The sequence below is a fragment of the Melioribacteraceae bacterium genome (genome assembly GCA_019638015.1).
Taxonomy (GTDB): Bacteria; Bacteroidota; Ignavibacteria; order Ignavibacteriales; family Melioribacteraceae; genus JAHBUP01.
Genome location: JAHBUP010000001.1, coordinates 280,114 through 300,697, shown reverse-complemented (window position 1 = coordinate 300,697; position 20,584 = coordinate 280,114). Strand labels below are relative to the sequence as shown.

25 protein-coding genes are annotated in these 20,584 nt (G+C 35.2%); 18 read left to right on the top strand and 7 right to left on the bottom strand.

All coding sequences use genetic code 11. From position 1 onward, the window contains the following. The first annotated feature begins 110 nt into the window (after window positions 1-110). The 12 genes from KF816_01305 (at window position 111) to KF816_01250 (ending at window position 11,748) form a co-directional block, all read left to right on the top strand. Window positions 111-1,505 carry an aminopeptidase P family protein gene (locus tag KF816_01305; GenBank protein MBX3006640.1) on the top strand — a complete coding sequence of 465 codons (1,395 nt, stop codon included), beginning with the start codon at window positions 111-113 and terminating at the stop codon, window positions 1,503-1,505. 24 nt (window positions 1,506-1,529) lie between these two features. Then, complete coding sequence (locus tag KF816_01300) at window positions 1,530-2,462, top strand: proline dehydrogenase family protein (GenBank protein ID MBX3006639.1); 933 nt, start codon at window positions 1,530-1,532, stop codon at window positions 2,460-2,462. A gap of 26 nt (window positions 2,463-2,488) precedes the next feature. Beyond that, the gene (locus tag KF816_01295; GenBank protein ID MBX3006638.1) at window positions 2,489-3,376 is read left to right on the top strand and encodes a dihydrodipicolinate synthase family protein; all 888 of its coding nucleotides are present in this window, start codon (window positions 2,489-2,491) and stop codon (window positions 3,374-3,376) included. 23 nt (window positions 3,377-3,399) lie between these two features. Further along, complete coding sequence (locus tag KF816_01290; protein MBX3006637.1) at window positions 3,400-4,515, top strand: alanine--glyoxylate aminotransferase family protein; 1,116 nt, start codon at window positions 3,400-3,402, stop codon at window positions 4,513-4,515. Window positions 4,516-4,743: 228 nt separating this feature from the next. Further along, window positions 4,744-5,025, top strand: coding sequence for a GIY-YIG nuclease family protein (locus KF816_01285; protein MBX3006636.1), 282 nt, complete (start codon window positions 4,744-4,746; stop codon window positions 5,023-5,025). A 290-nt stretch (window positions 5,026-5,315) separates the two neighbouring features. After that, entirely contained in the window at window positions 5,316-6,953 is a 1,638-nt protein-coding gene (gene pruA / locus KF816_01280; protein MBX3006635.1) for an L-glutamate gamma-semialdehyde dehydrogenase, read from the top strand. 69 nt (window positions 6,954-7,022) lie between these two features. Next, window positions 7,023-8,312, top strand: coding sequence for a hypothetical protein (locus KF816_01275; GenBank protein ID MBX3006634.1), 1,290 nt, complete (start codon window positions 7,023-7,025; stop codon window positions 8,310-8,312). A 73-nt stretch (window positions 8,313-8,385) separates the two neighbouring features. Continuing rightward, complete coding sequence (locus tag KF816_01270; protein ID MBX3006633.1) at window positions 8,386-8,817, top strand: CBS domain-containing protein; 432 nt, start codon at window positions 8,386-8,388, stop codon at window positions 8,815-8,817. 60 nt (window positions 8,818-8,877) lie between these two features. Beyond that, on the top strand, window positions 8,878-9,318 hold the full coding sequence (locus tag KF816_01265) for a DUF2721 domain-containing protein (protein MBX3006632.1): 441 nt from the start codon (window positions 8,878-8,880) through the stop codon (window positions 9,316-9,318). Next, window positions 9,311-9,913, top strand: a complete 603-nt coding sequence (gene aat, locus KF816_01260) for a leucyl/phenylalanyl-tRNA--protein transferase (protein ID MBX3006631.1) — start codon at window positions 9,311-9,313, stop codon at window positions 9,911-9,913. The genes KF816_01265 and aat overlap by 8 nt, the downstream gene beginning before the upstream one ends. Before the next feature lie 118 nt (window positions 9,914-10,031). Beyond that, complete coding sequence (locus tag KF816_01255; GenBank protein MBX3006630.1) at window positions 10,032-10,715, top strand: hypothetical protein; 684 nt, start codon at window positions 10,032-10,034, stop codon at window positions 10,713-10,715. Between the two features lie 40 nt (window positions 10,716-10,755). Continuing rightward, window positions 10,756-11,748 carry a class II fructose-1,6-bisphosphate aldolase gene (locus KF816_01250; GenBank protein ID MBX3006629.1) on the top strand — a complete coding sequence of 331 codons (993 nt, stop codon included), beginning with the start codon at window positions 10,756-10,758 and terminating at the stop codon, window positions 11,746-11,748. A 58-nt stretch (window positions 11,749-11,806) separates the two neighbouring features. Here the strand turns inward: KF816_01250 and KF816_01245 are convergent, their stop codons facing one another. The 7 genes from KF816_01245 to KF816_01215 form a co-directional block, all read right to left on the bottom strand. Further along, a complete protein-coding gene (locus tag KF816_01245) occupies window positions 11,807-12,136 on the bottom strand; it encodes a thioredoxin family protein (protein ID MBX3006628.1) in 330 nt (109 codons plus the stop codon). Next, on the bottom strand, window positions 12,126-12,440 hold the full coding sequence (locus tag KF816_01240; GenBank protein MBX3006627.1) for a hypothetical protein: 315 nt from the start codon (window positions 12,438-12,440) through the stop codon (window positions 12,126-12,128). The genes KF816_01245 and KF816_01240 overlap by 11 nt, the downstream gene beginning before the upstream one ends. Before the next feature lie 194 nt (window positions 12,441-12,634). Next, window positions 12,635-12,838 (bottom strand): hypothetical protein, encoded by a 204-nt coding sequence (locus KF816_01235; GenBank protein MBX3006626.1) that lies wholly within the window; start codon window positions 12,836-12,838, stop codon window positions 12,635-12,637. A gap of 90 nt (window positions 12,839-12,928) precedes the next feature. Continuing rightward, window positions 12,929-13,132, bottom strand: a complete 204-nt coding sequence (locus tag KF816_01230; protein ID MBX3006625.1) for a hypothetical protein — start codon at window positions 13,130-13,132, stop codon at window positions 12,929-12,931. 76 nt (window positions 13,133-13,208) lie between these two features. Next, window positions 13,209-13,664, bottom strand: coding sequence for a hypothetical protein (locus tag KF816_01225; GenBank protein MBX3006624.1), 456 nt, complete (start codon window positions 13,662-13,664; stop codon window positions 13,209-13,211). A 79-nt stretch (window positions 13,665-13,743) separates the two neighbouring features. Continuing rightward, entirely contained in the window at window positions 13,744-15,936 is a 2,193-nt protein-coding gene (locus KF816_01220; protein ID MBX3006623.1) for a S9 family peptidase, read from the bottom strand. A 56-nt stretch (window positions 15,937-15,992) separates the two neighbouring features. Next, complete coding sequence (locus KF816_01215; protein ID MBX3006622.1) at window positions 15,993-16,976, bottom strand: aldo/keto reductase; 984 nt, start codon at window positions 16,974-16,976, stop codon at window positions 15,993-15,995. Between the two features lie 180 nt (window positions 16,977-17,156). Here KF816_01215 and KF816_01210 point away from each other — a divergent pair, with 180 nt between their 5' ends. From KF816_01210 to KF816_01185, 6 genes are all read left to right on the top strand, one after another. Beyond that, complete coding sequence (locus tag KF816_01210; protein MBX3006621.1) at window positions 17,157-17,909, top strand: class I SAM-dependent methyltransferase; 753 nt, start codon at window positions 17,157-17,159, stop codon at window positions 17,907-17,909. Window positions 17,910-17,933: 24 nt separating this feature from the next. Then, window positions 17,934-18,323 (top strand): ACT domain-containing protein, encoded by a 390-nt coding sequence (locus tag KF816_01205; GenBank protein ID MBX3006620.1) that lies wholly within the window; start codon window positions 17,934-17,936, stop codon window positions 18,321-18,323. Between the two features lie 11 nt (window positions 18,324-18,334). Next, complete coding sequence (locus KF816_01200; GenBank protein ID MBX3006619.1) at window positions 18,335-18,532, top strand: hypothetical protein; 198 nt, start codon at window positions 18,335-18,337, stop codon at window positions 18,530-18,532. A gap of 17 nt (window positions 18,533-18,549) precedes the next feature. Further along, window positions 18,550-18,969, top strand: a complete 420-nt coding sequence (locus KF816_01195) for a DUF5362 domain-containing protein (GenBank protein MBX3006618.1) — start codon at window positions 18,550-18,552, stop codon at window positions 18,967-18,969. Between the two features lie 254 nt (window positions 18,970-19,223). Next, entirely contained in the window at window positions 19,224-19,871 is a 648-nt protein-coding gene (locus KF816_01190; protein ID MBX3006617.1) for an HAD family acid phosphatase, read from the top strand. Beyond that, on the top strand, window positions 19,871-20,524 hold the full coding sequence (locus KF816_01185) for an NAD-dependent epimerase/dehydratase family protein (GenBank protein MBX3006616.1): 654 nt from the start codon (window positions 19,871-19,873) through the stop codon (window positions 20,522-20,524). The genes KF816_01190 and KF816_01185 overlap by 1 nt, the downstream gene beginning before the upstream one ends. Window positions 20,525-20,584: the final 60 nt, after the last annotated feature.

Genomic DNA, 20,584 nt, shown 5'->3' with positions numbered 1-20,584 from the left:
TTTTTAGGCGAACACGGATAGAAAGAGTTACAATACATTTATTTAAAATAAATCATAACTAGAATTCAAGATATAAGTAATAACTGAGAACAAAATAAAGGAAAACTAAAATGTTCAAATCAAGCACTTACGTTCAAAGAAGAAATGAGTTAAAGAAGAAAATTAAATCGGGAATAATTTTATTCCTCGGAAACAATGAAGCACCGATGAACTACGCCGCCAATACATACGCGTTCAGGCAAGATTCAACATTTCTTTATTACTTTGGGCTTGATCAATCAGACCTCGCCGCGGTTATTGATTTGGATGAGAATAAGGAAATTGTTTACGGCGATGATTTTACTATTGATGACATTGTTTGGATGGGTCCACAGCCAACATTAAAACAGCGGGCTTCAAAGTGCGGAATAAAATTAACTGGAACCAATGCCGATCTTGAGGCATTTTGCTCTAATGCGGTTAAGCAAGGGAGAAAAATTCATTTCATACCTCAATACCGTCACGATAATATATTAAAACTTCATCAACTTCTGGGCATTGCTCCGAAGCGGGTGAATGATTATGCATCAACAGGATTAATTAAAGTAATTGCCGAACAGCGATATGTAAAATCAAAAGAGGAAATCGCGGAAATAGAGAAAGCAATTGAGATTTCATTTGAAATGCAAACTGCTGCTATGCGATTCGCGAAACCGGGAATGTATGAGAGAGAAGTAATGGGATTTATAGCCGGATTGGCAATGTCGATGGGAAGCGGAATTTCATTCCCAATTATTTTTTCGCGTCACGGTGAAACTCTTCATAATCATTATCATGGAAATATTTTAAAACCCGGTGATTTGGTAGTTAATGATTCTGGCGCCGAAACAACTTTACATTACGCAAGTGATATAACGCGTACTTTTCCCGTGAGTGGAAAATTTACCGATATTCAAAAAGCAATTTATGAGATTGTACTAATAGCAAATTTAACCGGCATCACCGAAATGAAACCTGGTGTAACTTTCCGGTCGGTACATTTAAAATCTGCAGAAGTTATTGCTGATGGTTTAAAAGCTTTGGGTATAATGAAGGGAAATCCAAAAGAAGCGGTTAAAGCGGGCGCACACGCTTTATTTTTTCCACACGGATTGGGGCATTTGCTTGGTCTTGATGTTCACGATATGGAAAATTATGGAGAAAATAATTTTGGTTACGATGATAAATTAAAAAGAAGCACTCAATTTGGTCTAAAGTATTTACGCTACGCAAAGCCCTTGAAACCGGGAATAGTATTAACGGTTGAGCCGGGAATTTATTTTATTCCACAGCTAATTGATAAGTGGCAATCAGATAAGAAATTTTCTGAATTCATTAATTATAATGAAGTAAATAAATATCGGAACTTTGGCGGTATAAGAATTGAGGATGATGTTATTGTAACCGCGAATGGAAGTCGGGTACTCGGTAAACCAATTCCAAAAGCGGTTGAGGATGTTGAAGAAGTTGCATCCGATAAAGTATAAAATGAATTTACTCGAAAGGCATTTATGAGTGTTGCGAGAAAGACACTTTTATGGGCATCTGAAAATGCTTGGCTGAAAACAAATGTCCCCAAATGGATGTTTGTTCAAAAAGCGCTTAAAAAATTTATGCCGGGCGAATCCTCCGATGACGCGATCACAGAATCACTAAAATTTCTTGCTCATAATATTCCAACCGTTTTCACTAAACTTGGCGAAAACATTAATAGCATCGAGGAAAGTTATTTAGTTAGAGATCATTACCTTGAATTGATTGATCAAATTGCCGAACAAAAACTTGATACCGAAATTTCTCTTAAACTCACTCAAATTGGTTTTGATATTTCGGAGGAGGAGACATTAAAAAACTTTAGCGCAATCTCCGAGAAAGTTAAATCTCAACTCGGTAATACTCTTTTTATTGATATGGAGGGGAGCGCTTACACACAACGTACTATTGATTTTTATAAAAGAGTAATTAGTGTTTATCCCAATACCGGTATTTGTCTTCAGGCTTATCTTTACCGTACAGTTAACGACATTAATGAATTGATTAATCATTCTCCAAAAATTAGATTGGTGAAGGGTGCTTATAAAGAAGCCGCAGATATTGCCTTCCCCGATAAAAATGATGTTGATCAAAATTATTTTGCATTATCTAAACTCTTATTAAAATCAGTAAAGGAAAATAAAGTTCGGGCAATTTTCGCGACCCATGATTCCAAAATGATTGAAGCAATAATCTCGGAAGGATTGATGCTTGGTGTTTCAAAAGAGTTAATTGAATTTCAGATGTTGTATGGCATCAAAACAAATTACCAATACGATTTAGCAAAAAGAGGTTTCTCTTTTAGAGTTTTAATTGCGTATGGTAAATATTGGTATCCCTGGTATATGAGAAGATTGGCTGAGCGGCCGGCAAATGTTTTGTTTGTCATAAAAAATTTATACAAAAAGTAATATGGAATTATAAAAAAAGGTAAAGGATGAAAAAGTTAAAAGGCATTTTTCCCCCAATCACAACACCATTTATAAATGATGAGCTAGCAGTTGACAAACTAGCTTTTAATATACATATGTGGAATAAAACTGAATTGAGCGGTTATGTTGTAATGGGCTCCAATGGCGAATCAGTATTTTTAACTAAGGAAGAAAAACTTGAGCTGGTTGCAAAGACAAAAGAATATTCCAACAAAGATAAATTAATTATTGCCGGTACCGGAAGTGATTCAATTAAAGAAACTATAGATCTGACAAATAAGGCCGCCGGATTGGGTGCCGATTTTGCTCTAATTTTAACCCCCTCCTTTTATAAATCGGAAATGAAGCATTCGTCGTATGTACGCTATTTCACCAAGATCGCTGATTCTATAAAAATCCCATTAATTATTTACAATGTTCCCAAGTTCACGGGAGTTGATATTGAAGCGGAGACGGTGGCTGAGCTTTCTCAACACAAAAATATTGTCGGAATAAAAAACAGCTCTGAAAATTCAAGGCAGAATAGCGAGTTTGTATCAATGACTAATTCCGATTTTTCTGTATTAGTTGGAACAGCCTCAATGTTGTTTTCGGGAATTACTTCCGGAGCTGTGGGTGGTATTGCGGCGCTCGCTAATATTGCTCCAAATGAATGTGTGCAAATTCAAAAGTTAATTACTGACGGAAAACTCGAAGTTGCGTTAGCTCTTCAACAAAAAATGATTCCAATTAATAAAGCAGTTACGGCAAAATTTGGAGTCGCAGGTTTAAAAGCCGCGATGGATTTGCTGGGCTATTTTGGGGGCGAGCCGCGCGTACCGCTTTCATCATTAAATGAAAATGATAAACTCACTCTTCAACAAATTTTAAAAAATGCCGATTTGTTAAAATAAAAACTCTTTAATTTGGAGTATAAATGCATCAGTCATTCAAACCAATAAATAGAATATTAATGGGACCTGGTCCCTCGAATGTTCATCCTAAAGTTCTCGAAGCATTATCAAAGCCAACACTTGGTCATCTCGATCCTCAATTTATTGAGTTAATGGATGAAATAAAGTCTTTGCTGCGAAAAACATTTCTAACCGAAAATGAAAATACCTTTGTAATCTCTGGTCCGGGTTCCCTTGGAATGGAAGCATCTTTAGTAAATCTAATAGAACCCAATGATAAAGTGATTGTATGTGTTGGGGGATATTTTGCCAATCGAATTACCCAGATCGTAGAAAAAATAGGTGGAAATTTAGTTGTTGTAAAAGAAACATGGGGACGAGCCATTGATCCACAAAAACTCGATGATGAATTAAAACAGAATCTCGATACAAAGGTAGTTGCATTTGTTCACGCCGAAACATCTACCGGCGCGCTATCAAACATTAAGGAATTATCAGCTGTCGCCAAAAAGCATGGATGCTTAACTATTGCCGATACTGTTACATCTCTCGGTGCATGTGAAATTAAAATTGACGAATGGAATATTGACGTATCATATTCATGTTCACAAAAAGGATTGGCATGTGTTGCGGGTATGTCCCCTATAACATTTAGTGAACGCGCGGTTCAACAAATTAGAGAAAGAAAAAGCTATATAAAAAGTTGGTTTAATGATTTGAATCTGCTGTCATCATATTGGAATGGACCCGGAAAAAGGGCATATCACCACACCGCACCCGCTAATCAATTTTATGGATTGCACGAAGCGTTATTAATATTACATGAAGAGGGAATCGAAAATTCTTGGCGAAGACATAAAGAGAGCAGTATTAAGTTCATCCAGAAACTAAGAGAACTTGGGCTTGAACCATTAGTTCCGGAGGGAGAGAGAATTCCCAACTTAATAACTGTTATAATTCCGGAAGGAGTTGATGAAGCAAAAGTTAGAGCTGAACTGCTTGCAAAACATAATTTGGAAATAGGGGCGGGACTAGGAGAACTTGCCGGAAAAGTGTGGCGAATTGGATTAATGGGGTACAATTCAAATGATAAGATGATAGATTTTTGCATAGGGGCATTTAGGGATGTTTTGAAATAATTACTCCAATCCTTCAATACGTCAGTCGACGGACTCGGGATGACTGGTTGTGGTCATGTCGAGTTAAATTTCTATTACTCTTTGCTATCGAGACATGGCAAGCGTTCCATCCCTCGGTAAACTCGGGATGACTGGTTGTGATCATGTCAAGTTAATTAGCTACTACTCTTTGCAATTGTGACATGAAAGAAAAATTAAATCACCTTATAAAAAATAGAAATTTAATTAATGAAGACTTTTTGGGTATATATCCTAGAATGCTCTGATGGTAAATATTATACCGGCATTACCAATAACATTGAACGCAGAGTTTACGAGCATAATTCTGGAATATTAAAGGGTTACACATCTCTTCGATTACCAGTAAAATTGGTTTATTCTAGTTCTTTTAGTGATCCCCTCACTGCAATTGAACGTGAAAAGCAAATCAAAAAATGGTCTCACCAAAAAAAGAAAGCATTAATTGAAAATAATTTTGAAAAATTGGTAGAACTCTCCCGAAAAAAATGAATTTTCACATCCCTCGATAAACTCGGGATGACAGTTCGGGTCATGTCGAGTTATATTTCTATTACTCTTTGCTATCGAGACATGAAAAGCATTTCATCCCTCCGTAAACTCGGGATGACTGGTTGTGGTCATGTCGAGTAAAGTTGCTATTACTCTCCGCAATCGAGACATGAAAAGCCATTTTCCAGCAGACTCGGGATGACGAAATTTTACTCATTTCGATTATCAATTTGGAATTACACAAAATTTCATAATTTAGAATCACTAATTAAAATTTTACAAGGTGAATTATGGCAAACGCAATTTTCAGTATTAATCTTCCCCCGAATGATCCAAACAAAAGTTATGCTCCAGGAACTCCTGAACGCAAAGCATTAAAATCAAAGCTGGATGAGCTTGTTAATCAAACAATCGATATACCAATTATCATCGGTGGAAAAGAAATTAGAACCGGTGATACCGATAAATGTGTATGTCCCCATGATCATAAAACAGTATTGGCTAATTACCACAAGGTTAGTGAGAAAGAAGTAAAAATGGCAATCGATTCGGCGATGACGGCGCACAAGGATTGGTCGAGAATGGAGTGGAATGATAGAGCCGCAATTTTCTTGAAAGCTGCAGACCTGCTCACATTTACGGATTGGCGTTATATAATTAATGCGGCAACAATGTTGGGGCAAAGTAAAACAGCATTTCAGGCCGAGATTGATTCAGCCAGTGAAATAATAGATTTCTTCCGTTTTAACGCATATTTTGCTCAAGAGATTTACAAAATGCAACCTCCTCATTCACCTTTGGGAATGTGGAATAGATTGGAATACCGTCCACTTGAAGGTTTTGTTTTTGCGGTTGCTCCATTTAACTTTACCTCCATTGCGGCAAATCTACCAACAGCGCCTGCATTAATGGGTAATGTTGCTTTATTAAAGCCGGCATCTAGTTCAGTTTATTCTAATTACTGGATCATGAAATTATTGGAAGCCGCGGGATTACCCGCTGGTGTGATCAATTTTGTACCCGGCTCGGGAAGCAAAGTCGGTAATCCAGTTATGGATTCTGAATACTTTGGTGGAATTCATTTTACCGGCTCAACCCCAACTTTCCAATCGATGTGGAGAACCGCTGCCAACAATCTACCAAAATATAAATCGTACCCGCGCATAGTTGGAGAAACCGGGGGCAAAGATTTTATTTTTGCTCATTCATCGGCCGATTTAACCGCTCTTGGTGTTGCTTTAATTAGAGGCGCGTTCGAGTATCAAGGACAAAAATGTTCCGCCGCATCTCGCGCGTACATTCCAAAATCGATCTGGCCAAAATTAAAAGATTATGTTGTAAGTGAACTAAAAACTGTAAAGATGGGGGATGTTAGAGATTTTTCCAATTTCATGAATGCGGTAATTGATAAGGGTGCTTTCGATACAATTACCAGCTATATCGATTATGCTAAAAAATCTAATGAAGCCGAAATTATTTCCGGCGGTAATTATGATAGTTCCAAGGGATATTTTATTGAACCAACTATTATTGAAACTACCAATCCGAAATTCAAATCGATGGAAGAAGAAATCTTTGGGCCAGTATTAACTTTATATGTTTATGACGATAATAAGTATGAGGAAACACTTCAGATTTGTAACGATACTTCCCCATTCTCTTTAACGGGTGCTATCTTTGCTCAAGATAGATATGCGGTTGCGGTTGCCGATAAGGCATTAGCAAACGCTTCAGGCAATTTCTATATAAACGATAAACCTACTGGCGCTGTGGTTGGGCAACAACCATTTGGCGGCGCGCGTGCAAGCGGAACTAATGATAAAGCCGGTTCCTACTTAAATTTATTAAGGTGGGTTTCGGCAAGAACAATAAAGGAAAACTTCATTCCACCCACCAACTATCGTTATCCATTTTTGAGTGAAGAATAATTAAATTTTATTTACGGGGTTTGAGAAATCAGACCCCTCTTCAAAACCGCAAATAACTCCGGGGTTTATATGAATCGAAAAGTAATTTCATCTTTTATTTTATTCCTTTTTATAAGTTCCTTGTTTCATGCTCAACCTTCAACCGATCTACTTCTCAAACTAAAATCAATTAAAGAAGTAGCTGAAATAAAGCCGACTTCAATTGGCAGTTCCTTTACCGAGGGATATGAAATTTTTATTACACAGCCGCTCGATCATAAAAATCCGAATTCTCAAACTTTTACACAAAGAATTTTCCTCTCTCATATTGATTACAAAAAACCAGTAGTATTAATTACAGAGGGATACTCGGCAAATTATAATTACAGATCGGAGTTATCTAAAATTCTTGAAGCTAATCAAATAATTGTTGAGCACCGATATTTTGGTAAATCTGTTCCGGCTAAAATTGATTGGAAATATTTGGATATCGAGCAAGCCGCCGCAGACCATCATGCTATCGTTCAAATATTCAAAACTATCTACTCCGGTAAATGGATAAATACCGGCATAAGTAAAGGGGGACAGACAACCCTGTATCACCGCAAATTTTATCCAAACGATGTTGATGTTTCTGTTCCATACGTCGCTCCAATAAATGTATCTCAGGAAGATCCGCGCATTTATATGTTTCTCAATTCTGTTGGAACCGAAGAGTGCCGCAATAAGATCAAAGAATTTCAGAGATCATTCCTTTCAAGGAGAGATGAAATCATTCCCATGATGATGCTTGATGCGGAAAAAAATAATAAGCGATTCTTCTTTGATTTTGAGTCTCTTTTTGAATACTGGGTTCTGGAGTATTCATTTTCATTTTGGCAGTGGGGACAAAAATGTGAAGAGATTCCTCCTGTTACGGCAGAATCAAAGGAATTATTTGAGTATATGAAAAAAGCAAATTCATACGAATACTTTACAGAAGAATCAATGGAAGGATTTGCTCCATTTTTTGTTCAGGCATATAATGAAATTGGTTACTATGGTTACGATTTAACAGATTTTAGAGATCTGTTAAAAGAAGTAAAAGATGGTAGCAACATTGTGCTTGTTCCGGAAGACGCTAAAATAAATTATAACTGCAAACCAATTCAAGAAGTTAATACATGGCTTCAAAAAAAGGGAAATAATATAATTTATATTTATGGCGGTAATGATACTTGGACCGCAACTGCCGTTCAATTAACCGGCGAAACAAACGCCATTAAAATGGTTAAAAAGAATGGTTCACATACAACAAGAATAGCCAGCTTTGAAGGTGATGAAGAGGAATTGATTTATTCTACATTAGAAAAGTGGCTTAACTTAAAAATTGAAAGATGATTTTTTACTTGAATATCTCCTCGGCAAATCTTAACATTAATTAGGATAAGCAAACTTATTTAAAGGAGTAAATGTGAAATCAATAAAAGATATACTTGCTCAACGATCCGGCGTTTATACCGTTAAATCCGGAACCACAATTAAAGCTTCTGTAGATTATATGGCTTCACAAAATATTGGCATTGTTCCGGTTTTATCCGAGGATGGAAAACTTTTGGGTGTGTTTTCTGAAAGAGATTTGGTAAAACGGGTAATCGCGAAAAATCTATCTTTAGAATCTACTCTCGTTGAAGATGTAATGACCAAAGATCTAATCCTCGCTGATATTGGAGAATCAACACAAGAGTGTTTGGCGAAAATGAAAAACAGAAACACGCGACACATAATAGTTATTGAAGGTGAGAAGCTTGCTGGAATTTTATCGATGAGGGACTTACTTCAAATTGATTTACAAATACATGAAGAAACAATTGAAATTCTTCACAATTACATTTATGCGAAATAGGTATTAATAATGGATTCATTAATTTCAATTCCTCCCAATATAGTAAGCGTTATTCAATTAATGGTTGCGCCCGCAGTAATGATTAGCGCTTGCGGATTAATTTTACTTAGCATGAATAACCGCTACTCGTTAGTAGTTAACCGAATACGGCTTCTTAATGAAGAAAAGAGAAGAATACTTTTAAGGATTGGAGAAAAACCGGCTACAACAGATGACAACTTGCGACTTGAGAGTGCGGCAAAGCAAATTCAGTTTTTAACATTTCGGGTTAAACTCGTCCGAAACGCGGTATTATGTAATGTAACAGCAATAGGGTTATTCGTAGCGACTTCACTATTAATCGGCACTTCATCAATAACACAAATTTTTTTATTTAACTATTTTATTATTTCCGCCTTCTTATTGGGGATGGTTTTCGTATTTGGGTCTGTTGTTTATGCAGGATTCGAAACAATAAAGGGATATGAGATCATCCGCTTCGAAGTAAAAGTGCATGAATGATTTCGAAAAAAGTGAGAGGAAAAAATTATTAGAACCGGAGAAAATGCTCTTCTTGTATTCACGAGGAGCATTCCCGATGGCTAATGATTCAGGTGAAATAGAATGGTACATGCCCGATATTAGAACTATCATTCCTCTAAAAAACTTTAACTTCCCCCGTTCATTAAAAAAATTTATGAGCTATTCCAATTTCCAATTTAAGTATGATTATGATCCACTGACAATTATTAGAAATTGCGCATCACGAGAAGAGACTTGGATTTCGGAAGAATTAATTGAAGCATACAAAGGGTTAATAGAACGAGAAAACCTCCATTCGGTAGAAGTATATTGGCAAAATGAGCTGGTGGGTGGTCTTTATGGAATTTCGAACAAAGGGGCTTTTTTTGGTGAGTCGATGTTCTCGAAAGTTTCGCAAGCTTCAAAGTGCGCGCTTGTTAAGTTGATTGAACGATTGAATGAACGAGGATATGTTTTGCTCGATGTTCAGTTTCAAACCGAGCATTTAAAGATGTTCGGCTCAAAAGAAATTCCATTCGAGGAGTTTATTGATTTACTTCGAATTGCTGAAGAAGCAGATGTAACATTCACATAGAATTAGCACCGCTCTATCCTTTTTTGCCCTTAAAAATTATTATATTTGCACCGGTTAACTTATTTAATTAAAATCCGTCAAATCCATCAACAATAAACTTTATAATCGAGAGGATTTTATGAAAAAAACATTTTTAGTGATCTCAATAGTTTTATTATTCGCGCAAATTTCCATCGCACAAACTTTTGGCGGAAGTTTAATGCTCGGTTCACCTCAAGGTGATTTTAGAAAAAATGTAGATAGATTAGGTTATGGACTTCAAGTAGAAGGTACACTTTGGGCAACAAGTAAAGAAAGACCAGTATCATTTGGCCTCGATCTTGGGTATATGGTTTATGGCGAAATTAGTGAAAGAAGAGCATGGCCAGGATTTCCCGGAATTTATCTTAATCTTAACAGAACAAACAGTCTTGCCAATTTACATTTAATGCTCAAAATTTCTCCTTTTTCGGGGGCAGTTAAACCTTATGTAGAAGGGTTGGCTGGCGGTTCTTATTTATTCACTACCTCAAGCGTAAAAAGTGAAAATTCTTCAGAGGAAATTGCTTCATCTACTAATTTTGATGACTTCAATTTCAGCTATGGAGGTGGTGGTGGATTTTTATTTAAACTTTCCGAGAATTTGGGTGATGTTAAAACATTATATCTGGATTTAAAGGTCAGATATCTGATGGGCTCGGAAGCAGAATACTTAACAGAAGAGAGTGTGGTAATTAATAATTTGGGAGATGCAATCTTTAATCCCAAAAAATCAAAAACTGATATTATGACTTTTCACCTTGGAGTTATTGCGTACTTTTAAAGAGTAAATGAATTTTCAACAATAAATAGATAGGATAAATATGCTAAGCTACAAAGAACTTGGGTTAGTAAACTCAAAAGAACTTTTCGCAAAAGCTGTTAAAGGCGGATATGCCATTCCCGCGTTTAATTTTAACAATCTCGAACAATTGCAGGCAATAATTGGAGCTTGCGTTGAAACAAAATCTCCTGTTATTCTTCAAGTTTCGAGCGGTGCCCGTAAATACGCAAATCAAACATTGCTAAAGCATTTAGCAAAAGGCGCTGTAGATTATGCTGAAGAATTGGGATATAAAATTCCGATAGTTCTTCATCTTGATCATGGTGATACTTTTGATTTATGTAAGAACTGTATTGAATCCGGTTTCTCATCTGTAATGATTGATGGATCGCATCATCCATACGAAAAAAATGTTGAGTTAACAGCACAGGTTGTGGAATATGCTCACAAATATGATGTATCGGTGGAAGGCGAACTTGGTGTTTTAGCGGGTATCGAAGATGAAGTTTCGAGTGAAGTTACACATTATACTAAACCGGAAGAAGTTGAAGATTTTGTTAAAAAGACCGGCGTTGATTCACTGGCTATTTCAATTGGTACTTCTCATGGCGCAAATAAATTTACTCCGGATCAATGCACCAGAAACGCAGATGGAATTTTAGTTCCTCCTCCATTACGTTTTGATATACTTGAAGAAATCGAAAAAAGAATTCCCGGCTTCCCAATTGTTCTGCATGGCGCATCTTCAGTTCCGGCTGAATTAGTAAAAATTATTAATAGCAATGGTGGAAAATTAAAAGACGCCGTAGGTATTCCGGAAGATCAATTAAGAAGAGCCGCTGCTTCCGCGGTATGTAAAGTAAATATTGATTCTGACGGTCGTTTAGCAATGACAGCCGCTGTTAGAAAAGTATTTATGGACAAACCGGAAGAATTTGATCCACGCAAATTCTTGGGACCAGCAAGAGATTCATTAAAGGAATTATACAAACATAAAATTGTAAATGTACTCGGAAGTGTTAATAAAGCTTAATTAGAATTGCGATGGGGATGAGAATTTACTCATCCCCATTTTCAAAACATAGACTCATTTATTCAAACATCAGATTATATACTCTTCCAATCTCTCCGGCGAGCTCATCGAAATTTACAAATCTGGATTTTCGTAAAAACTCTTTTCCCTCAAAATAAAACAGTACAGTAGGAACAGTAAAAATATTTAACCCAGCACCCAGTTCTCTATTTTCTTCCAGATTGATATAATGCAATTTTATTTTTGGAAAAGTTTGCTCAACAAAGGAGAAAAGTTTTGGCTTTAATACTTTACATACATTACAATCGGGAGTGGAAAAATAAAACGCGCATGCATCATTTTGAGCAATAATTTCGCTATACTTTTCAAGTGATGGGTTAGATAGCATCTTTATAAAAATTCATTTCTGAAAAATCTAAAAAGGTCCCACTCAAAATCAAAACTTCTTCCCCCTTTAGAAAAATATTATTTCCTTCGATACTATCTCCAATAGCTATTGGATTGCTGGACTCGATCTTATTTATATATGCGGTTAAAAATCCATGGTTAATTTTGCTTGTATTCATTTTTTGAATATCATTTGATGTGCATTTTAGGATCGCGAATATTTTTTTACCACATTTATTGGCTACTTCAGTTTTGACGAGATAAGAACCTTTGAAATTGGATACTCCGAGAATCGTTGAGTCCATTACAACTATTTTCCCCAATATTAAATTTTGGTTGGAACAATCAACTTCGTTAAAATTAATTACCTGAGACAAGTTAGATCTCTTCTTTAATTCGTCGATATAATTAATGCCCGGATCAGACAATTGAATTAATGAAAAGTAAAAGTATCCCCCAACTAACAAGATAAAACTAAGCTTATAAAAAGTCTTCATTTTTATGATAAATAGGCTTTGCCTCTTTTATCAAACTCCTCTTTGCTAACTAATTTTTTTTCACAGACTTTATATTCATGCACATCAAAACATTTTTTTAAGCCATTTGCATATTTAGCAACGTCAGGGACCTTAATGTAACCCTCTTTAAACTCACCTGTTTTGCGATTCTTAAATTTGTAGTGGATATAGATTTCGTCTGTCATTAGCCCTTTCCTCAAAAAGTGAACACGCAAAAATAATAGCTTAAATTTGCATTTTCAAATTTGAGGATAGTGCTAAAACCAAGAATCACACTACCGAGGAAAAGAAAATTCAAAATCAACCTGCTGTAAAAGATGGAAATTTTTGTATGATACTTTCAGTTTAATATTTCTGTCATCTTTAATGAGGATAAATGTCTCCCCAACATAATCTACTGTACCTAAAAATTTGGCTTTGCTGGAATCTATTGGTTCTGGGAAAGTATAAATAATTCTTTGTCCTAATTTAATTTCCATGCGCTCACCTCTTTTTACCGAAAATTAGAGAGCTATTATTAACTGATTATTACCAGATAATTAACAATTTGTTAGTTTAACTTTTCCCGATTTTGAACCTCACGCGGAGAACGCCATTTTCATAGTTTGAAGAGACAAATTTAAATCCGCCAATTTCACCGGTAGAAGAAACATGAGGCCCGCTGCATAAACATTTATCATAATCGCCGATTGAAATGACGCGTAAACTATCCCCCGCCTCCTCCGGCAATCTTTCTAAACTAAAATATTTTGAAGCTTCTTCACGATTCATAAAACTTTCGGTAATCGGTAAATTTTCGGTGATAAGTTGATTAATCTTTTTCTCAATTATATCTTTTTCCTTTTCACTCAAATCACGATCAAACCTATAATCGCATTTGGATTTTTTCTTTTCTATATGCGCGCTGAACGCCCTTCCTTTATTGAACATCTTATCCATCGTACCATTTAACAGATGTTCTGCAGAGTGCATCGGTGCGTAATAATCCTTTGGGTTTTCATTATAATTCATATTATTCCTTTGAGATTAGGGAAGATAAAAAAGAGAAGAATAACTATGAGTTACTCTTCTCTTTGGTGAAATAAATTAATCAATCTTTCTCAACATCTAATTCTCTATTCAATAAATTCTTGAACCAAAACTGAGTTTTAAGTTTGCTGTAATGAGCGGCTAATGGAAATCCAATACCATGTCTTGAGTTAGGATAAAACATTACTTCAAAATCCTTATTCTGCTTTTGCAGTTCATATATTAATTGTATTGAATTTTGCATGTGAACATTATCATCCATTGTTCCATGAGTAATTAACATCTTACCTTTATACTTATTTGCGTAAGTTAGAACAGAACCCGACTTGTACCCTTCAGGGTTTTCTTTAGGAGTATCCATATATCTCTCGGTATAAACATTATCGTATAAATGCCAATCCATAACTCCGAACTCAGCGATTCCGTGAGTAAAGTAATCGGCTCCCTTTGTTAGCGCTAGCGCAGTAACATAGCCGCCATAACTTCCACCATTAATAGCAATTTTAGTTGTATCAACAAAGTTCTTCCCTTTTAACCAATTCACAGTCTCGATGTAATCATTAATCTCCCATTCGCCTAATTTTCGGTGCATTAACGCAACGCCCTTCTTTCCAAAATGCCCTGTGCCGCGGTGATCTACCGACATATAAATAATTCCATTTTGAGCTAAAAAATAACCTTCAAGCCAGAAGGGAAATGAGTTTCGTACCGATGGAGCATCGGGTCCACCATAAACCGAAATAATAACAGGATATTTTTTGGTGGGGTCAAAATCTGCCGGCAGATACCATGAGGCGGGTAAATTAAATCCATCTTTAGTTGGAATTGTGAACAGTTCTGCTTTGGCTAATGCATACTCATCAATTGCGGGATTCTTAGAATCATATAAATTTCTAATTAACTTACCTTCTGCATTATATAAATTAATTTTTGCGGGGGAATTAATACTGCTGAATCTATCAATAAAATATTTTCCGCCAGGAGAAACCGCAGATGCATGAGTACCCGGTTCTTTTGTTAGCTGTTTTAGGTTTTTGCCGCTGAAATCAACAACAAAAAGATGTCTTTCTGTACTATTTTCTTTCCACGCGTGAAAAAAGACTCTCTTATTTTTCTCATCAACTAAATGAATATCCTTAACTTCCCACTCGCCAGAGGTAATCCTATTTTTTAGCTTGCCGTTTATATCATATAAATATAAATGCGCAAATCCATCAATCGTACTTCTGATAATAAAATTATTTTCATTCTGTAGAAAAGTTAAATCCTCAAACCATTCAACCCATTCGTTTTGTTTTTCATTATAGATTTCCTTTTTACTGCCAGTCGTTTCATCAATAGAATAAATTATAATATTATTTTGCGAGCGGTTCATCCACTGCACTGTTAACTTGTTTTCGGGAGTCCAAAATGGCCAGGCAATATATTGATCTGCTTTTTCCTCAAAATCGGCCCAAATTACTTTTTCACTTTTTAAATCAGCGATGCCAAGTTTTACATAAGGATTGGGATCCCCGGCTTTTGGATATCTCTGTTTTTCAAGAACTCCATGCTGACCATCAGCTTTTGTAAGAAAGAATTCCGGAACCGGAGAGTCATCAAATCGGAGAAATGCTATTTTATCGCTATTAGGTGACCACCAAAATGCGGCATAATTTGTAGCTCTTCCTAAAATTTCTTCCATATAAACCCAGGAAGCCCAGCCATTATAAATTAACTCTGATCCATCAAATGTTAATCTTGTTTCTTTCTCTGTTTCAAAATCTGCAAAATAGAGATCATGATTTTTTGTGTATGCTACCTTCTTGCCGTCGGGGGAGAATTTAGGATTTTTCTTTTCTATTCCATCAAACGTTATACGTTTGAATTCATTGAGTGATCTTATAAACAAATAAAAATCATTTTTTTGAGTGAACAGGAAGGACTCATAATCTTTAGTAAATAATGTGGGTCTATCGAGCGCAAAACCTTCAGGTAATTCTACCTGCGAATAATCAATTATGACTTCATCACTACCTGTCACCGCATTAATTTTTACCAATTTTGCTCGTGAATTTGGCTTGGCAGGATCAGTCTTTGTTTCAAGATAACTTGTTTCATCAAACCAATTAATTGATCGTGGAATCGACTTTGTTAATCTCGGTTCCGAAAATTGATATGTTTGTTTATATGTGAGTTTTTTTGTCTGAGCAACGTTATTAACAAATAAAAAGCTAAATGTTACAAACAGAAAATATCTGACAACCATTTTCATTTTTTCTCCAAATCGTTTTAAAAGATTGAATTTTGAATTAGCAATTTAATTTCGATCTACCAAGCGTATGCTTCCGGTGCTTGGTTACCGGGACCGGGCCAAATTTTATCCAATTTTGATAGTGTGTCTTTATCAAGTCTTAAATTCAGAGTCGCTATGTTTTCGTCCATTTGTTGAAGTGTGCGAGGACCAATTATTGGAGAAGTAACTAACGGATTATTTAATAACCAGGCAAGAGCAACATCTGCCGGCTTTTGATTTATTTCTTTGCACAACTTTTCATAAGCTTCAATTTGTGGACGCAATTTTTCAACCGATTTTTGTAGCGGCTCACGGTTTCTTCTGCTTCCGGTTTCATTTTTATCGAGAACCCCGCAAAGTATTCCGCCACCCAATGGTGACCAAGGAATTAAACCCAATCCGAAATGTTCGCACGCCGGAATTACTTCTAATTCTATATGTCTATTTCTCAAACTATAAATGCTTTGTTCTGAAACTAAACCTAAAAAATTTCTCTCTTTAGCAATCATTTGGGCTTCTGCAATATTCCATGCGGCAAAGTTGGAACTGCCTACATATAAAATTTTTCCTTCCCTAACTAATTGTTCCATTGCCTGATATATTTCTTCCCATGGAGTATCCCGGTCAACATGATGCATCTGATACAAATCAATATGATCGGTTCTCATTCTCTTTAAGCTATCTTCACAAGCTTTCCTAATATGATAAGCGGATAGTTTTGATTCATTGGGCAGACTACCCATATTTCCATAAACTTTTGTAGCAAGTACAATTTTGTCTCTGCTACCTTTATTTTCCGCGAGCCAATTACCAATTATTATTTCTGTAGTTCCAACTTTACTTCTATCCTCTATTCCACCGTAAACATTTGCTGTATCAAAAAAATTAATCCCCATTTCGAGAGCGCGGTTCATCATAATAAAGCTATCCGCTTCATTTGTGTAAACTCCAAAATTCATTGTGCCCAGGCATAGCCGACTGACTTTTAATCCCGTTCTACCTAATCTTGTATATTCCATTATTTCTCCAATAGTTTATTTAGTTTCTCAATAAAAACACCCAGAATTTACTCTAATTTTTGTAAGAAAAATAATCAATTTTAGCTACTCAGATTGTTCCAATGATTGATATGTAGTCAATAAAAAATTAACTTCTACTCCAAAATTTAACTTATTCACGTAAATTATTCGGGAGATAAAATGCAGTGGTACGAAGAATTATTTAAAAACTATGCTAACAAATATGAAAGTGAAGACTTTACAACCGGAACAATTGGTGAGGTTGATTTTATTGAGGAAGAGATTCAATTCAACAAATCATTAAAAATACTAGACATAGGATGCGGCACAGGCAGGCATTCTATTGAATTGGCAAAAAGAGGTTATGATTTAACCGGAATAGATCTCTCTGAACAAATGCTTGCAAAGGCTAGATTAAACGCGGCGGCTCAAAATGTTGAGATAAAATTTATGCAGGCCGATGCTAGAAATCTTCCTTTTGAAAATAATTTTGATTTAGCAATAATGATTTGCGAGGGAGGATTCCCCTTAATGGAAACTGACGAATTGAATTTCATGATTTTGCAGTCCGCAAGAAAAGTACTCAAAGAGGGAGGGAAATTAATCTTTACTACTTTAAATGGGTTATTTCCACTTTTTAATTCCATTCAGGAATTTATTAATAAAAATAGTACCGGTGGAATAAACAGAGCCAACTCATTTGATTTAATGACTTTTCGTGATTATAATGAATATGAAATTGTAAATGACTCTGGGGAAACTCAACTTTTAAAATGTAATGAAAGGTACTACGTCCCCTCTGAAATTACCTGGTTATTGAAGTCGGTTGGATTTAAGAATATCGAAATTCTGGGTTGTGATATAGGAAAATGGCTTCCCAAAAGAGAGCTTACAACTTCCGATTATGAAATGCTGGTTATTTCTTCACTATGATTTTTTCATTAAATATAGATTGAGATGAAGATAACTGTATTAAACGCTAATTACACTATTCACAAACTCGACCCGGCTGATAAAGTTCCGCCGGAATTATTTAAAAGTGAATTTTACTGGATTGGAAAATCAGACGATGAACTTTCGATTGTGTGCGCTTCAGAAATTGAAATTAGTACAAAGGATTCAAATAAAGATTGGGTTTGTTTAAAAGCAGATGATGTGTTGGATCTTTCTGTTGTTGGTGTACTCGCGAGATTAACTAAAATTCTTGCCGAAGCATTTATCAGCATTTTTGCCGTTTCTACTTATAATACCGATTATATTTTTGTTAAAAAAAATAAACTGCAAACTGCTATTACAGCTTTGCAAAAAGCCGGATTTATTGTAACAAATAATTATAAGATCGAGTAGAGATTAAGATAATGAGTTCTTTCTCGTGTCCTCATCTTGATTTAGAGTTTAATAAGTGTAACAGGCTTCAAAGAGATTGTATTCCGGGCAGAACCGGCTGTGTATTAAGTGGCAAAGTGGAATTCTCAAAAAAGGAATTAATTCAAGAACAGAAAAGCAGTCGTGATTTCTTAATTGCCAAGTTTGGCGGAAGAAAAAAAAGAAAATAATTGATTGAGAAGGCATTATGGAAAACTTTGATGAGTATGGGATTAATTCATCCCCCGAACAAAATTACCGTCCAACGTCAAATTTTGGTTTCATTTTTGAAAAGCTTACAAAGGATATGCATTTTGTCGGCTTATTTACAATTATCTACGGAGTATTAAGCTGCTTAACAATTATTGGAGCTGTGTTCGGAATTCCAATAATTATTGCGGGTTTAAGAATTCGGGAAGCGGCAGATCAATTTTCCATATATAGAATGTCGAATAACAATCAAGCATTAAAAGCTGGGTTTGAACTACAAAACAAATACTTCAAAATATTTAAGATATTGATCATTGTTGGAATAGTTTTAACGGTGTTTTATATTCTACTTATTATTTTATTCTTTTTTTATGGTTTTAGTTCATTGATGAATTTTAATTCATTTCCTCAATCATAATTGACGAAGACAATTATAAAATTATTGAATCAATAACCTGAAATGCTTCTCGAATAATTTTCAATCTTCTCAAAGAATTTCTGCGGAAAATCTATTTTTAGCCCCAATTACAAACCAGCATTTATCGGTTGCTCTAAATTTAGAATTCAAATAAAAAGAACCAATGAGAATATGGATTTTTGCATTAGAATTGGTTGCTAAATCCAACTTGTTTTAATTTATTTGTAATGTTCATTAACATAAAAGAATACAAAATGATAAAAACCGTTAAAGTAGCGCTTTTAATAATTTTTCTGGCAGGATGTTCTGCAAGTTCTGAATTCAAACTCGTAAACTTAAGCGAAACTAAATCACTTGTTCAAAACTATTATGAATCGGGTAACTTTGAGAAAGAAACCGAAGAAATATTTGCCTCCGCCTTAAAAGATATTGAAAGGCTTAGTCCAGTTGTAAATCCTGCGGTTGTTTTTGACATTGATGAAACCGCTCTTTCAAATTACGAACACACCAAGGAAATTGGTTTTGGTTATGTACCCAGCTTGTGGCATGAATGGATAACCCAGGGAGATGCCAAGGCAATTCCTCAATCACTGAAGTTTTATAATTATTTAATAAGTAAAAATGTTGCAATTATTTTTATAACAGGCAGATATGAGGAGGCAAGAGAGGCGACTTATAATAATTTAATTAATGAAGGATATACAGTTTTTGATACGTTAATTGTTCGGCACAAAAGTGAGATGAAAATTCCTGCAGCTGAATTCAAGGCTTTAAAGAGAAAAGAATTAACTGAAAAGGGTTATAATATTATTGCCTGCGTCGGAGATCAGTGGAGCGATATGGTAGGAGGTTATGCGGGCATAAAGATTAAACTTCCAAACTATTTATATACCATTGACTAATGAAAACAGCTATTGTTATTGGTTCAACGGGACTTGTGGGCAAAGAATTGGTAAAACTTCTTCTCGAAGATAAAGAGTACTCAAAAGTAAAAACTTTTTCCCGTCGGTCACTAAATATAAAAGTTGATAAATTAGAAGAATTTCTAATTTCATTTGATGAGTTAGAAAAATATAATGAGTTAATTACCGGGGATGAGCTTTTTAGCTGTTTGGGTACGACAATAAAAAAGGCGGGCACAAAAAAGGAGCAGTACAAAATTGATTTTGAGTATCAGTTAAACTTTGCAAAGATTGCCTCTGAAAACTCAGTTAAAAATTATTTTCTTGTTTCATCAACAGGAGCAAATCCAAAGTCAAAAAATTTTTATCTTAGAATAAAAGGGGAGCTGGAGGATTCTGTGAAACTGCTTCCATTTGAAAAAACTGTAATTTTTCAGCCGTCTATATTGGTGGGGAAAAGAGATGAGAGTAGAATTTTAGAAAAAGTTGGAATTTTTATAATGAATTTCCTCACTTTAATGATTCCAGCTATTAAAAAGTATAAGCCGATCCCAGCGAGAACAGTCGCTATTGGAATGTTAAATTCCGCTAAAGATATAAAATTGGGAAAACATACTACCTATTCATTAGATCAGATTTTTAGCAGAGCTTAGAAAATTGCAATTTTTGTTGAGATTTTTCATATTTAAATAAGACTTTAGAATCTATTAATA